The sequence below is a fragment of the Streptomyces sp. NPDC056452 genome, assembly GCF_042796085.1.
GTDB lineage: Bacteria > Actinomycetota > Actinomycetes > Streptomycetales > Streptomycetaceae > Streptomyces.
Genome location: NZ_JBHTRI010000037.1, coordinates 23,752 through 37,543, shown reverse-complemented (window position 1 = coordinate 37,543; position 13,792 = coordinate 23,752). Strand labels below are relative to the sequence as shown.

Here is a 13,792-nt window from a genome sequence, read left to right as displayed (position 1 = left end):
ATGTCAACCGCGGAACTGAGATGTCCCCGGAAGAGTGACCTGGATCCGGCATCCGCGGGCTGATTCGGCCACGCCGATATGGCCGCCGTGCAGATCCACCGCCCAGCGGGCGATCGCCAGCCCCAGCCCCGTACCGCCGTCGTTGCCGGAGCCGTGCGGGTAGGGCGCCTGGCCTCGGTTGAAGCGCTCGAAGACCCGGTGGCGCTCCGCCTCCGGAATGCCGGGGCCCTCGTCGACGACCTCCAGTTCGAGCGACTCGGGGTAGTCCCCGCGCCGCGCCAGCACCGTGACCCGGCCGTGCGGAGGGCTGTGCTTGACCGCGTTGTCGATGAGATTGGCGACCACCTGGTGCAGCCGTTCCGCGTCCGCGTGCGCCGTCAGCTCGGGCGGCGACACATCGAGGTGCAGATGGACGTCCGTACGGGAGTGGTTGCCGGAGCCCGAGGAGAGCCTGCGGTGCGAGGCAGCGAGGTTCGCTTCCTTCAGGACCCCCGACAGGTAGGGCCACACCTCGAAGCGGCGGGCCTTCAGCGTCACCACGCCGTTGTCCAGCCGTGAGAGGTCCAGGAGCGTCTCCACCAGCCTGCCGAGGCGCTCGGTCTGCTTCAGGGCCGTACGCATCGTCTCGGGATCGGCGGCGGACACCCCGTCCACCACGTTCTCCAGCACGGCTCTCAGCGCCGCGATGGGGGTGCGCAACTCGTGCGAGACGTTGGCCACCAGCTCCTTGCGGTGCCGGTCCTCGGCCTCCAGGTCGTCCGCCATGCGGTTGATCGTCTGCGCCAGGTCGCCGAGCTCGTCGCGGCGTCCGGCGCCGCTCACGCGTCTCGTGTAGTCGCCGTGCGAGATCGATCTGGCGACCGCTCTCATCTCGTCGAGCGGCGCGGTCAGGCCATGGGCCACGAACTGGGTGATCAGCAGCGTGGCGATCACGGAGAAGACCGTGATGAACCTGAATTCGGTCCTGGTGCGCAGCGCGACGATCAGCAGACCTGTCGTGATGAACACCGAGACCACGACGAGCGTGCCCAGCTTGGCCTTGATCGAGAAGGGCCGCAGTCCGGAGCCGGGCCGCGTCATGGCGCGGGAGTCTCCAGGGCGTAACCGACGCCGTGCACCGTACGGATCCGCTCGGCGCCGATCTTCCGGCGCAGCGCCTTGATATGGCTGTCGACCGTGCGGGTGCCCGAGGCGTCGGCCCAGTCCCACACCTCCGCCAGCAGCTGTTCCCGGGAGAGCACCGCGCGCGGTGTGTTGGCCAGGCAGACCAGCAGGTCGAACTCGGTCGGCGTCAGGTGGACGTCGTCGGCGCGCACCCGGACACGGCGCTGCGCGTGGTCGATCTCCAGCTCGCCGAGGCGCAGGATGCCGCTGCGCGGGGTGACGGCGGCCAGCGCGGCCCGCTCCACCCGCCGCAGCAGGACGTGCACCCGCGCCGCCAGCTCACGCATGGAGAACGGCTTGGTCATGTAGTCGTCGGCGCCGACCCCGAGCCCGACCAGCATGTCTGTCTCGTCGTCGCGTGCGGTGAGCATCAGCACCGGCACGGGGCGCTGGGCCTGCACACGGCGGCAGACCTCCAGGCCGTCGAAGCCGGGAAGCATGATGTCGAGCACCATCAGATCGGGCTGCCAGGCCTCGGCCGCATCCACGGCCGCAGGCCCGTCCAGTGCGGTCTGCACCAGAAAGCCCTCGGCCCGCAGACGGGCGGAAATGGCGTCGACGATTGTCGCGTCGTCCTCGACCACCAGAACCCGGCGCTGAGCCCCGGGGGTGGCCGCGACGCCGTTGTGGGTGGTGTGTGTCTGTTCCATCGCCCCGCCCCTGCCCGTTCTCGCGGAGGCCATTCCCCCGGAGGCACGGTTATCGCTTGTGGATTTCGTGGGTGATCCCTTGTGCCGGTCAGAGCGTAAAGGCAGAAGACGGCTCCCGGCTACGCAGGGTGTTGACCGAGGTGAAGGTGTTACCTCCGCGGGAGAGGCGGATCGTCGGCCTTGTGCCGCTTGGCCCGTGGGATACCGGGGCTGTGGATACCGGGTGGGGGTTCAGACACTCCGGAGTGCGAGATGGACCACGTCGGGCACACCTCGGGCAACGGCTACTTCTTCGGTCCGTACCGCGTGGAATCCGGCATTCCGCAAGGCTTTCTCGAAGTCCGCGGACGGCTGTGCGGACCACACGGCAAGGACTCCGCCGGGCGTCAGACGGGCCAGGCAGGCCGCGAGACCGGCCGGTGAGTAGAGGCTTCCGTTGTCCTCCGTGACGGTCCAGTCGGGGCCGTTGTCGATGTCCAGGCACAACGCGTCGTAACGCTCCGTGGTCGTACGGAGGTGCTCGACGAGGTCCGTACGGAGGATCTCGGTCCGCGGATCGGCGAGGGCGGCACCCGAGATCCGGTCGAGGGGCCCCTCCAGGTGCCAGTCCACGATCGCCTGCTCCCGCTCGACCACCACGATCCGGCCCCACCGCTCGCCGGCCGCCGCGCGAACCAGCGAGAAGCCGACGCCGAGCCCGCCGATGAGCACGGCGGGGTCCGGCCGCCCGTCGGGCAGCGCGTCGAGCGCCGCGTCGATCAGCAGCCGCTCGGAGCGCCCGTCGGAGGTGTCCATGAGGAAGCAGCCGTTGGCGATGATCTCGAAGTCGTCGCCGCGCTCGCGCAGGACGACTTCACCGTACGGTCCTTCGCGCCGGTCGAGAGTGACGGGGCGGTGGGCGTCTGTGACGGACATGGGGGCGGTCTCCGGTCGGCGGTGGGGCGGTCGGCCGGTTCATCATCCCCACGCGCCGCGGTCGGGACCAGTCGATTTCCGCAGTGTCACCCTCCCGTCCGAGCGGCGGCGGCGTTCGATTCCGCGGCCCGCCGGCAGCCCGTCGGGAATGGCCGGGCCACGCGGAATGCTGCCGTAGGGGCAGGCGCCGCACGGTCTGCGCGACTCGGGGCGGGGGCAGGGTTCCAGAGTGATCGCTGAGAGCGAACGCAGGGTGGGGAACATTCGGCAGCTCAGGAGCATTGAGTCCACATAACTCAACTTGCCTGCCGAAGGGGAGATCATGACTGCTGAGTCCAATGCGTCCCAGGCGTTCACGCCGATCGACCTGCCCGTGCTGCCGCTCGACGACGAGGTCGTGCTTCCCGGAATGGTGGTTCCGCTCGATCTGTCGGATGCGGAAGTCCGTGCCGCCGTCGAGGCGGCCCAGGCCGTCGCGCGTCCCGGCGGGGGCAAGCCCGAGGTGCTGCTCGTCCCCCGCATCGACGGGAACTACACAGGGACCGGTGTCCTCGGAACCGTCGAGCAGGTCGGACGGCTCTCGGACGGGGACCCTGGCGCACTCATCCGCGCCCGTGACCGGGTACGGATCGGTGCCGGGACCAGCGGGCCCGGCGGGGCGCTGTGGGTGGAGGGCACACGGATCGACGTGTCCCTGCCCGATCCCCTGCCCGGCTCCGCCGCCGAACTCGCCAAGGAGTACAAGGCGCTCGCCACCAGCTGGCTGAAGAAGCGCGGCGCCTGGCAGGTCGTGGACCGGGTGCAGCAGATCGAGGACATCTCGGCGCTCGCCGACAATTCCGGTTACTCGCCCTTCCTCACCACCGCCCAGAAGGTCCAGCTGCTGGAGACCGTGGACGCGGTCGCCCGGCTCAAGCTCGCCGTCCAGTGGCTCGGCGAGCACCTCGCCGAACAGGACGTCGCCGAATCCATCGCCAAGGACGTCCAGGAGGGCGTCGACAAGCAGCAGCGTGAATTCCTGCTGCGGCGCCAGCTCGACGCCGTGCGCAAGGAGCTCTCCGAGCTCAACGGTGATCCGGAGGACGAGTCCGACGACTACCGGGCGCGCGTCGAGGCCGCCGAACTGCCCGCGAACGTCCGTGAGGCCGCCCTCAAGGAGGTCGAGAAGCTGGAGCGCGCGTCCGACCAGAGCCCCGAGGGCTCCTGGATCCGCACCTGGCTGGACACCGTCCTGGAACTGCCGTGGACCGAGCGGACCGAGGACGCGTACGACATCAGGGGCGCCCAGGAGATCCTGGACGCGGAGCACGCCGGCCTGCAGGACGTGAAGGAGCGCATCACCGAGTACCTCGCGGTGCGCAAGCGGCGTGCCGACCGCGGGCTCGGTGTGGTCGGCGGGCGGCGCGGCGGTGCCGTGCTGGCGCTGGTCGGTCCGCCCGGGGTGGGCAAGACCTCGCTCGGTGAGTCCGTGGCGCACGCCATGGGCCGCAAGTTCGTCCGCGTCGCACTCGGCGGTGTCCGGGACGAGGCGGAGATCCGCGGCCACCGGCGTACGTACGTCGGCGCGCTCCCGGGACGTATCGTCCGCGCCATCAAGGAGGCCGGCTCGATGAACCCGGTCGTCCTGCTCGACGAGATCGACAAGGTCGGCTCGGACTTCCGGGGCGACCCGGCCGCCGCCCTGCTCGAGGTGCTCGACCCGGCGCAGAACCACACCTTCCGCGACCACTACCTGGAGGTCGAGCTCGACCTCAGCGACGTGGTGTTCCTGGCCACGGCGAACGTGCTCGAAGCCATCCCGGAAGCCCTGCTCGACCGCATGGAGCTGGTCAGGCTGGACGGCTACACCGAGGACGAGAAGGTCGTCATCGCCCGTGACCACCTGCTCCCGCGCCAGCTGGAGCGGGCCGGACTGGAGAAGGACGAGGTGAGCCTCGACGAGTCGGCGCTGCGCAAGCTGGCCGGCGAGTACACGAGGGAGGCCGGGGTGCGGAACCTGGAGCGGGCGGTCGCACGGCTGCTCCGCAAGGTCGCGGCACAGCACGAACTGGGCGACCGCGAGCTCCCGTTCACGGTGACCGACGAGGACCTGCGGGGCCTGATCGGACGCCCCCACCACGTTCCCGAGTCCGCCCAGGTCCCGGCCGAGCGCCGCACCGCGGTGCCGGGCGTGGCCACGGGGCTCGCGGTGACCGGAGCGGGCGGCGACGTGCTGTTCGTCGAGGCGTCGCTGGCCGACCCGGAGACCGGGGCGTCCGGACTGACGCTCACCGGTCAGCTCGGCGACGTGATGAAGGAGTCCGCCCAGATCGCGCTGAGCTTCCTGCGGTCGCACGGCGCGGAGCTGGAACTGCCGGTCGCGGACCTGAAGGACCGCGGCGCGCACATCCACTTCCCGGCGGGCGCCGTTCCCAAGGACGGCCCGAGTGCCGGCATCACGATGACGACGGCGCTGGCCTCGCTGCTCTCCGGGCGGCTCGTCCGTACGGATGTGGCGATGACCGGTGAGGTGTCGCTGACCGGACGGGTGCTGCCGATCGGCGGTCTGAAGCAGAAGCTGCTGGCCGCGCACCGGGCGGGCATCACCACGGTGGTGATCCCCAAGCGGAACGAGGCCGACCTGGACGACGTCCCGGCCGAGGTCCTCGACACCCTGGAGGTCCACCCGGTCACCGATGTCCGCCAGGTGCTGGAGATCGCGCTCGCCCCGGCGTCGGTCGGGGCCGAGGAGAGGATCCCGGCTGCGGCGTAGGCGTCACGCAGTGACGGGCGTGGCACCACGGACACGGCCGGTACGGGCGGCCCGTTCCTCCCGCGAGGGAGGGGCGGGCCGTTCCGCGTTCCGCGCCCCGGGGCAGGGCCGCGGGCGGTTCAGGGGCGGTAGACCGTGCCGGGTTCCGGTTCCGCGGGGGCCATCAGCTGGGGGACAGTCACGAAGGTGTAGCCGCGGTCCTTGAGGGCGTCGATGATGCCCGGCACCGCGGGGACCGTCCCCGGGTAGATGTCGTGCAGCAGGATGATCCCGTCCCTGCCGGCCTGGTCGAGTATCCGCTTCCTGATCAGCGCGGAGTCGTTCGTGGAGTAGTCCTTGGCGGTCGCGCTCCACAGGATCTGGGAGAGCCCGAGCTCCGCGCAGATCCCGGACACCGTGTCGTCCGTACGGCCCTGCGGCGGGCGCATCAGACGCGGCTTCTTCCCGGTGATCCTCTCGATCGCGCGCTGGGTCTTCTCCAGTTCGGCGCGTATCTCGTCCGGCTCCCTGTCCGTCAGGATCTCGTGCGTCCAGGTGTGGTTGGCGACCTCGTGCCCCTCGGCCTCGATGCGCCGAACGGTGCCGGGGTGCTTCAGGACGTGGTCCCTGCCCAGCAGGAAGAACGTGGCCGGCACCTTCTTCTCCTTGAGGACGTCCAGGAGGTGCGGGGTGTCCTTCGCCGGGCCCGCGTCGAAGGTCAGCGCGATGCACTTCGCCCTGCGGCAGTCCACCTGGCCGAACGACCCCTTCGCGTCGGACGCGGCGTCCCGGCGTGCCGACCCCGGGGCGGTGGTCTGCATCGAGCAGCCGCTGAGCGTCAGCGTGAGCGCGGCGACGAGGGCGGCGGCCAGTCCCGTACCGAACGGCGACATCTTTTTGGGCACGGCAGGCTCACTCCTTCGTGGCTGAGCCGCACGCCGGTGGTGCGGCACGCCGCGACTATACATAGCGTGTATACGCACTATGTATAGTGAGGTTCGGAACAGCACGGAGCCCCGGTGACGTGGTGCTTGTCACCGGGGCCCGGTCGTGCGGGGTGGGGTCCGATCAGCCGTTCGCGAGTGCCTGTACGCGGTCGAGGGCGCCGTTGAAGTGGTTGTGGTCGCCGACCGTGGGGCCGGACGAGGTGTACTGCCACATCGTGTAGAAGCCCCAGCCGGCCGGGAGTTCACCGACCGTGGTGTTGTAGCGGGCCACCCAGAGCGGGTTGGTGGCGCCGAAGCTCGCGTTGTTGCCCGTGCAGTCCTTCCACCAGCTGGTGGCGGTGTAGATCACCGGGTCGCGCCCCGTGCGCGCCTTGTAGGTGTTCGCGAAGTCGCGGATCCAGGAGACCATGGCGGCCTGGGTCTTCCCGTAGCACTGGGCGCCGTACGGATTCCACTCGATGTCGAGCACGCCGGGCAGTGTCCGGCCGTCCCTGGACCAGCCGCCGCCGTTGTCCACGAAGTAGTTGGCCTGGGCCGCACCGCTGGTCGTGTCGGGGGTGGCGAAGTGGTACGTGCCGCGGATCATGCCGATGTTGTACGAGCCGTTGTACTGCTGCGTGAAGTACGTGTTCTTGTAGTACGTGCCCTCGGTGGCCTTGACGTAGGCCCACTTCACGCCGCTGTTCCACAGGGTCTGCCAGGCGACGTTGCCCTGGTGGCCGCTGACGTCCACGCCTTCGGTCTGGACGGCGGAGGGGCCGGTGGGGCTGCCGCCCTGCTGTCCGTCGTGGGCGATGACGCCCTGGCCCATCCGGGCCGTACCGCGCTGGGGGATGTCGGCGGCGCCGGCCGCGCCGGGCAGCGCGAGCAGGAGGGCGAGGGCTGCGAGGAGGGATCCCGCTACGGCGAGGCGCGAGCGGCGGGTCGTTCCGGATCCGGATCTGTGCACGGGCATCTGCGTGCCTCCGAGGACTCGGTGGGGGGAACTGCTGGCCCAGGAGCGGGTGCGGGACACTCCTGCAGTGCGTGCCGTCATGGTGTGGACATGCCACCCGTGACACTCATGAAGCTACGCACGTAGACCCGCCCGGCGGAAGGGGGACCGGCCGCTGCCGATGGTCTACGCCTGCGAAATACTGGCCCAGCTGCGGCGATGGCCGGGGCTGAAAGAAACTTTCATCGGCGGGAAAGCGTATGAAGGGTGCTGACGTGCACGGGAGTGGAAGCGCGAGTGAACCCGGTGCCGCGGCCGGGAGTGGTGTGGACCACGAATTCCTTGCGCTGGAGCGTGAGTTGGCGGTGTTCCTGCGCCGGGCGCGGGCCAGCTCGGGGGAGATGGCCCGTGAGGTCCACCCGGACCTGGAGTCGGCGGCCTACGGGCTCTTCGTACGGCTGGAGTCGGCAGGCCGGCAGCGTGCCACCGAGCTCGCCGCCTACTTCGGTGTCGGCAAGGCGACCATGAGCCGTCAGCTGCGCGCACTGGAGGCCCTGGGGCTGGTGGCGCGCGAGAGCGACCCGGCGGACGGCCGCGCCTCGCTCGTCCGGCTCACCGAGGAGGGGCTCGCCCGCTTCCGGAGTGTCCGGGATGCCCGCCGCGGACGTTATGCCCGCAAGCTGGCGGACTGGGACCGCGCCGAGGTCGCGGAACTGGCGCGACTGCTGCACCACTTGAACGAGCGCGCCGAGGACTGAGGGCGTCGGCCGGCGCGGGCGGACACCGGCAGGGCGGCACGGGCAGGGCGGCAGCCCGCGCAGGTCTACAGCTCGACCAGGACGGCTGTCGCGTCGTCATGGGTCTTGCTGCGGCGCAGGTACACGCGGTCCGTGTCGGCCCTCTCCAGCTCCCTGACCCGGTCGATCAGTCCCTGCGGCCCCGCCTTGCGCAACAGCCCCAGCGTGGCCGTCCAGTCGCCCTCACGGAACGTCTCCGTCCAGCGGCTCGCCCCGTCGGTCAGCGCCGCCAGCGTCCGGACCTCCGCGCGCGGGGTGCGGCCGGTCACTGCGCGTGATGCCACTGCGGGGTCGGCGGCTGCCGTGAAGAAGCCGCCCTCCTTGTTCCGTACGCGCGCGTCGGCGATCGCCTCGGAGGCGAGAGAGCCCGGTGGGAGCCGGTCGAGACGGTCGTCGAGGACCGCCCGCACCGCGCCGTCGGGCGCTTCGAGAAGGAGTGCGGAGTCGGAAAGCACCAGGTACTCGATCTCCTGTTCGTCCCAACGCGCCACGACCACCGTCGCCTGTGGTGTTCGTACGTGAGAAAGGTCACACAGGGAACGGTGCGTGTCGGCGGTGCGCCGAATGGACATCGAGAGGATCTCGGTCAGCGTCAGATCCCGTCGCGAAGCGGACAGTTCGACCAGCGATCCACCCAGTCCCGCGGTGAACCAGGGCACGGAGTGCACACATCCGTCGTCGCCCCTGGGTGGCGTGACGCCGTCGAGCAGGACGAGTGCCCCGCCCAGGCCGGCTGCCGGGATGGCGGTCGATACCCAGTCCTCGTTGGGGCGTTCGGGACTACCCGGCGCGGTGGCGAGTTCGATGCGCATGCGATCAGTCTGCACGATGTCTTCACGAGGGCTGCACGAACCGGGGGTTGGGCCGTACCAGCAGGTCAGAACGGCCTCCCCGAATGGAAGGAGGTGCTCCGTGCATATGCGGGCGGGCATCCTGCCAAAGCCTGGGCCGAAGTTCCACCCAAGGGGCCGTGCATGGCCGGGAGCGCCCGTGGGGAGACTTGTTCGCCAACTCCGGAGTGATGTTCACTCGTTCGAGTGGCGGAGCGGTTGATGCGCGCCCCCCTCTCAAAAGCACTGGAATGGTCAGAAGCCGTACCAGGGCAAGGGGCGCCTTTCCACGTGACCGTGTGTCACCTCTGCTTCAAGGGTGGACGAGTCAAGATTGCGAGCACCGGTGCAGAAGAAGCGGCCTCGGAGCAAGGACAGCACGCGCGACGGTTCCGGGGCGACGCCTCCGGCAGCGGGTGCTGACAAGCGGACCGTGCGGGTGCGCAGCCGGCTCGTCGCCGGCGTTGCCGTCGTAGGGATCACCGTCATCGCCGCGGGCGCCCCGGCGGCCCTCGGCGCGTCCTCCGACCTCAACGAGTCCCAGCGGCTGGTCACGCTCGCCGAGCTGAACCAGCAGGCCATCACGCTCGCCCACTCCCTCGCCGACGAACGCGACGACGTCACCGCCCACATCGCCGCCGGCCGTGACGAGGACGACGCCAAGGACGCCGGGCGCGTGCCCGCCGCCCGCGTCGACCAGCAGGTGGACGAGATCAGGGCTGCCGCCCCCGCGGCCCTGCGACGCGACCTCTCCACCATCCCCTCGCTGCGCCGCGACGCCCTCACGGGCAAGGGCTCGGCGCTGGAGGCCCACCAGGCGTACTCCGAGGTCATCTCCAAACTCCACGACCTCGCCGACGAGCTGGCCGAGAAGACCCCACCGCGCGCCGCCGACGCGACCCGCGCACCGCTCGCCCTCGGTGGCGCCGTCGAGCAGGCCTCCGCCACCCGGGGGCTTCTCCTGGCCGCGCTCTCCGTTCCCGGCGCGGAGCCGGCGGAACCGCAGATCGATCCCTTCACCGGGCTCCCCGTCCAGACCCGGGACGAGGGCGACAGCGAGAACGACCGCAACCGCGACGAGCTGAGCGCCGCCGCCCAGCAGGCCCGGGTGCGCGAGCTCGCCTCGCTCGCCGACTTCGACCAGGCCGCCGGCCCGGCCGCCCGGGACAAGCTCGCGTCCACCGTGACCGGCCCCGAGGTCAACAGCGCGGAGAAGTACCTCACCCGGCTCACCGACCGCCCCGAGCTGTCCGAGGCGGACCGCAGGACCGACCGCAAGAAGGCCCGCACCGCGCTCTCCGCCCGCATCGACCGGATGCGGGGCGTCGAGTCCGCGCTGGGCACCGCCCGGGTCAAGAGCCTGGAACAGCTGCGCGACGACGACGTCACCGCGCTCGAACTGCGCATCGCGCTGCTCGGCGGCTGTCTGCTGATCGCCGTCGGCGTCTCCACCGCGGTCGCACGCACCCTCACCCAGCCGCTCGCCGTCCTGCGGATCGGCGCGGCACGCCTCGCCGCCGAACCGGAGACCGCCGAGCCGGTCCGCTACACCGGGCGCAACGACGAGTTCGCGCAGGTCGTACGGTCCATCAACACCCTGCACGGCAAGCTGCACGGGCTGCACCACGAGACGGCCGACCGATTCGAGAGCCTGCAGAACGAGCGCGGCGGACTGATCGCGAGCCGCGAAGCCCTCTCCGTGCAGCGGGCCGAACTCCAGGCCCAGGTCGCCGAGCTCACCACCGCGCTGACGCAGCTGAAGAACACGGTCCACCACACCTTCGTCAACCTCTCCCTGCGCACGCTCGGTCTCGTCGAGCGCCAGCTCGGTGTCATCGAGGGACTCGAGGAGCGCGAGCAGGACCCGGAGCGTCTCGCCACGCTCTTCAAGCTGGACCACATGGCCACCGTCATGCGGCGTCACAGCGAGAACATGCTGGTCCTCGCCGGTACCGACCACGGGCACGGGCACGGGGGGCCTATCCCGCTGGTCGACGTACTGCGTGCGGCCGTCAGCGAGATCGAGCGGTACGAGCGGGTCACCATCCAGTCCCTGCCGCCGCACTCCCAGATCGCCGGCTTCGCCGCCGACGACCTGAGCCACCTGGTCGCCGAACTCCTGGAGAACGCGACGTCCTTCTCGCCCCCCGACTCCCATGTCGAGCTCTCCGGCTGGCTGCTGGAGTCCGGTGAGGTGATGCTCTCCGTGCAGGACGAGGGCATCGGCATGTCGGCGGTCCGGATGGGCGAGCTGAATGCCAGGCTGGCCGACCCGGCATCGTTCGAGGCCGGTGAACAGGCCGCGGACGGGGCCGGACTCGGACTTCAGGTGACGTCGATGCTGGCCGCACGCCACGGCGTACGGGTGCAGCTGCGTGAGCAGAAGGGGGGCGGAGTGACAGCTGTCGTCGTCCTTCCGCAAGCCCTGCTGCCGAAGGCGCCGCCCGCCTCGTCGCCGCCGCCCGTGCAGATGCCCGGGGACGCGCCCACGCTGAACCTGCCGGGTTCCGTCGCGGAGGCCAACTCCAATGCGCTGCCGCCGCGTTCGGCGCAGGTGTCCGAGGACCCGCTGATCGCAGCAGCCGAGCGGACGGTCCTGGAAGCGGGCACGGACAGCGCCCCGGCCGCCCCCGTCGCGCCCGAGGAGCCGGCGCACGCGGAGCCCGTGGACGCCGTACCCGCGGACGCCGTACCCACGGACGCGGAACCCGCGCAGGCAGTGCTCCCGGGCGAAGTACCAGCGCCCGAGGGGCCCGAGAGCGACCGCCCCGGGAGTGAGAGGCCCGAAGCGGACGCCTCAGGGCCCGCCGAGTCCGAGGCCGAGACCACGATGCAGGTCCGGCTGCCGGTGCCGCAGGACGCGCCCGGCCCGTACGCCATCGGACCCGACAGCCACGAGCGCGCGGCCGACACGAGCCCCGCGGCCTCCCCGGCCGACCCCGTGGACGCCCCCGTCTCCGCCGCCGACGTCCTCCCGGGCCCGCGGCAGCCGATGACGGAGCCCCTCACCGACAAGGGGCTGCCCAAGCGCACCCCCAAGGTCGTCACCCCCGCCGCGGCGCCCGTCAAGGAGCGCAAGGGCGGCCTGGACAGGGACGCCCTGCGCCGCAGGCTCGGCGGCTTCCAGCAGGGTGCGAGGGACGGCCGACGCGATGTCGAGGCCGAGATCGCCGGGAGCACCGACGGGAGCGACGGCGCCGAGAGCGCCCCACAGACCGACCACATCGAGCTGAACGACCGTACCGATGATCGATTCGATGAGACGGGGGACACAGTCGAGGAGGCACGCAGTTGACTGCGCCCAGCACGTTCGGGCTGAGTACCGAGGCCCGGAACCTTCACTGGTTGCTGAGCAATCTCGTGGAGGAGGTGCCAGGGGTCCACTCGGTCACCGTCGTCTCGTCCGACGGACTGATGCTGCTCTCCTCCGACCCCGGTCTCGCGACGGCCAAGCCTGCCGAGACGAAGACGGGCCCCAAGGGTTCGAGCGCCGACCTCGCCACCATCGTCTCCGGCATCGGCTCCCTCACCGTCGGCGCCGCGAAGCTGATGGACGGCGGCGGCGTCAAACAGACGATGGTCGCCATGGACGAGGGCAGCGTCTTCGTCATGTCGATCAGTGACGGCTCCCTGCTGGGTGTGCACGCCACCCCCGACTGCGACATGAGCGTCGTCGCCTACCACATGGCGCTCTTCGTCGGCCGCGCCGGACACGTACTCACCCCCGAACTCCGCAGTGAACTGCGCAAATCGATGGAGAGCGCCCAGTGACCTCTGCTGCTGAACCCGTACGCAAGCTCCCCGTCCGGGGGTCCGACCGCAGGCCCGCACGGGTCCGCCCGTACTCCCTCACCGGCGGCCGCACCCGCTTCGGCCACGTCCTCCTCGTCGAGACGTTCGTCGCAGCGCTGGAGGCCCCCGAGGAGCGCCGTGAACTCACGAACGGCAACCTCGCCTCGCGCGTCATGCCGGAGCTCCGCGCCATCGTCGAACTCTGCCGTCGTATGCGTACGGTCGCGGAGATCTCGGCCCTGTTGAAGATGCCGCTCGGTGTGGTCCGGGTGCTGCTCAGCGACTTGGCCGACCAGGGAAAGATCCGCGTGTACGGAACCGGTCACGGAACCGGTCAGCCCGACCGCGCACTGCTCGAAAGGGTGCTCAATGGACTCCGCCGTCTCTGAGGCTCCGCTCTTCACCCCGCGTCAGCCGGGGCCTCGGGACCAGCCCGACGAGTCGGTGCAGGCCTGGCAGCTGGACCACACGCGTGCGCCGATCGCCACCAAGATCGTGGTCGCGGGCGGCTTCGGCGTGGGCAAGACGACCTTCGTGGGCTCGGTCTCGGAGATAACCCCTCTGCAGACCGAAGCGATGATGACGCAGGCCAGTGAGGAGACCGACGACCTCACCTCCACGCCCGACAAGGTCACCACGACCGTCGCGATGGACTTCGGCCGTCTCACGCTCGACGACGACCTCGTGCTGTACGTGTTCGGCACACCTGGCCAGCAGCGCTTCTGGTTCATGTGGGACGACCTCGTACGTGGCGCGATCGGGGCGGTCGTGCTCGCCGACACCCGGCGTCTCGCCGACTGCTTCCCGGCACTCGACTACTTCGAGAGCTGCGGACTTCCGTACATCGTCGCCGTCAACCACTTCGAGGGATCGACCGGTTACGAGGAGGGTGACGTCAGGGAGGCCCTGACGGTACCGCCGCACGTGCCTGTTGTGATCATGGATGCGCGTAAGAGGATCACGGTCGTCGAATCGCTGCTCGCCCTCGTGGGGCACGCGCTCGACGTCACTCCCGCGTAACTGCCAGACGCA

At 70.5% G+C, this 13,792-nt stretch carries 12 protein-coding genes; 6 read left to right on the top strand and 6 right to left on the bottom strand.

What is annotated here, in order from left to right:
- Positions 1-3: 3 nt before the first annotated feature.
- The 3 genes from ACFQ6X_RS29540 to ACFQ6X_RS29530 form a co-directional block, all read right to left on the bottom strand.
- On the bottom strand, positions 4-1,080 hold the full coding sequence (locus tag ACFQ6X_RS29540; protein WP_351167058.1) for a HAMP domain-containing sensor histidine kinase: 1,077 nt from the start codon (positions 1,078-1,080) through the stop codon (positions 4-6).
- Positions 1,077-1,814, bottom strand: coding sequence for a response regulator transcription factor (locus ACFQ6X_RS29535; protein WP_014154105.1), 738 nt, complete (start codon positions 1,812-1,814; stop codon positions 1,077-1,079). The genes ACFQ6X_RS29540 and ACFQ6X_RS29535 overlap by 4 nt, the downstream gene beginning before the upstream one ends.
- A 231-nt stretch (positions 1,815-2,045) precedes the next feature.
- Positions 2,046-2,729, bottom strand: coding sequence for a spermidine synthase (locus ACFQ6X_RS29530; RefSeq protein ID WP_383185849.1), 684 nt, complete (start codon positions 2,727-2,729; stop codon positions 2,046-2,048).
- Positions 2,730-3,051: 322 nt separating this feature from the next.
- Here ACFQ6X_RS29530 and lon point away from each other — a divergent pair, with 322 nt between their 5' ends.
- Positions 3,052-5,481, top strand: coding sequence for an endopeptidase La (gene lon / locus ACFQ6X_RS29525; protein WP_383185847.1), 2,430 nt, complete (start codon positions 3,052-3,054; stop codon positions 5,479-5,481).
- 119 nt (positions 5,482-5,600) lie between these two features.
- Here lon and ACFQ6X_RS29520 read toward each other — a convergent pair whose 3' ends face one another.
- Positions 5,601-6,365 (bottom strand): polysaccharide deacetylase family protein, encoded by a 765-nt coding sequence (locus ACFQ6X_RS29520; protein ID WP_383185845.1) that lies wholly within the window; start codon positions 6,363-6,365, stop codon positions 5,601-5,603.
- Positions 6,366-6,528: 163 nt separating this feature from the next.
- Positions 6,529-7,362 (bottom strand): lysozyme, encoded by an 834-nt coding sequence (locus tag ACFQ6X_RS29515; RefSeq protein WP_383185843.1) that lies wholly within the window; start codon positions 7,360-7,362, stop codon positions 6,529-6,531.
- Between the two features lie 239 nt (positions 7,363-7,601).
- On the opposite strand from ACFQ6X_RS29515, the gene ACFQ6X_RS29510 reads away from it, so the two are divergent.
- Positions 7,602-8,099: a MarR family winged helix-turn-helix transcriptional regulator gene (locus ACFQ6X_RS29510; RefSeq protein ID WP_383185841.1), complete on the top strand. Its 498-nt coding sequence runs from the start codon at positions 7,602-7,604 to the stop codon at positions 8,097-8,099.
- A gap of 65 nt (positions 8,100-8,164) precedes the next feature.
- On the opposite strand, the gene ACFQ6X_RS29505 is transcribed toward ACFQ6X_RS29510, so the two are convergent.
- Positions 8,165-8,950, bottom strand: a complete 786-nt coding sequence (locus ACFQ6X_RS29505) for a hypothetical protein (protein WP_383185839.1) — start codon at positions 8,948-8,950, stop codon at positions 8,165-8,167.
- Positions 8,951-9,314: 364 nt separating this feature from the next.
- Between ACFQ6X_RS29505 and ACFQ6X_RS29500 the strand changes: the two genes are divergently transcribed.
- The 4 genes from ACFQ6X_RS29500 to ACFQ6X_RS29485 are packed head-to-tail and all read left to right on the top strand — an operon-like array spanning position 9,315 to position 13,780.
- A complete protein-coding gene (locus ACFQ6X_RS29500; protein ID WP_383185918.1) occupies positions 9,315-12,263 on the top strand; it encodes a nitrate- and nitrite sensing domain-containing protein in 2,949 nt (982 codons plus the stop codon).
- Positions 12,260-12,739, top strand: coding sequence for a roadblock/LC7 domain-containing protein (locus ACFQ6X_RS29495; RefSeq protein WP_383185837.1), 480 nt, complete (start codon positions 12,260-12,262; stop codon positions 12,737-12,739). The genes ACFQ6X_RS29500 and ACFQ6X_RS29495 overlap by 4 nt, the downstream gene beginning before the upstream one ends.
- Positions 12,736-13,149 (top strand): DUF742 domain-containing protein, encoded by a 414-nt coding sequence (locus ACFQ6X_RS29490; protein WP_329207468.1) that lies wholly within the window; start codon positions 12,736-12,738, stop codon positions 13,147-13,149. Before ACFQ6X_RS29495 ends, ACFQ6X_RS29490 begins: the two co-directional genes overlap by 4 nt.
- Entirely contained in the window at positions 13,130-13,780 is a 651-nt protein-coding gene (locus ACFQ6X_RS29485) for an ATP/GTP-binding protein (RefSeq protein WP_383185835.1), read from the top strand. Before ACFQ6X_RS29490 ends, ACFQ6X_RS29485 begins: the two co-directional genes overlap by 20 nt.
- Positions 13,781-13,792 lie beyond the last annotated feature (12 nt).

What these genes read in the sequence shown, in the direction of transcription:
- ACFQ6X_RS29515 (WP_383185843.1), bottom strand. Translation starts at nt 7,362, where the DNA reads ATGCCCGTGCACAGATCCGGATCCGGAACGACCCGCCGCTCGCGCCTC.
- ACFQ6X_RS29505 (WP_383185839.1), bottom strand. Translation starts at nt 8,950, where the DNA reads ATGCGCATCGAACTCGCCACCGCGCCGGGTAGTCCCGAACGCCCCAAC.
- ACFQ6X_RS29510 (WP_383185841.1), top strand. Translation starts at nt 7,602, where the DNA reads ATGAAGGGTGCTGACGTGCACGGGAGTGGAAGCGCGAGTGAACCCGGT.
- ACFQ6X_RS29540 (WP_351167058.1), bottom strand. Translation starts at nt 1,080, where the DNA reads ATGACGCGGCCCGGCTCCGGACTGCGGCCCTTCTCGATCAAGGCCAAG.
- ACFQ6X_RS29530 (WP_383185849.1), bottom strand. Translation starts at nt 2,729, where the DNA reads ATGTCCGTCACAGACGCCCACCGCCCCGTCACTCTCGACCGGCGCGAA.
- ACFQ6X_RS29485 (WP_383185835.1), top strand. Translation starts at nt 13,130, where the DNA reads ATGGACTCCGCCGTCTCTGAGGCTCCGCTCTTCACCCCGCGTCAGCCG.
- ACFQ6X_RS29535 (WP_014154105.1), bottom strand. Translation starts at nt 1,814, where the DNA reads ATGGAACAGACACACACCACCCACAACGGCGTCGCGGCCACCCCCGGG.
- lon (WP_383185847.1), top strand. Translation starts at nt 3,052, where the DNA reads ATGACTGCTGAGTCCAATGCGTCCCAGGCGTTCACGCCGATCGACCTG.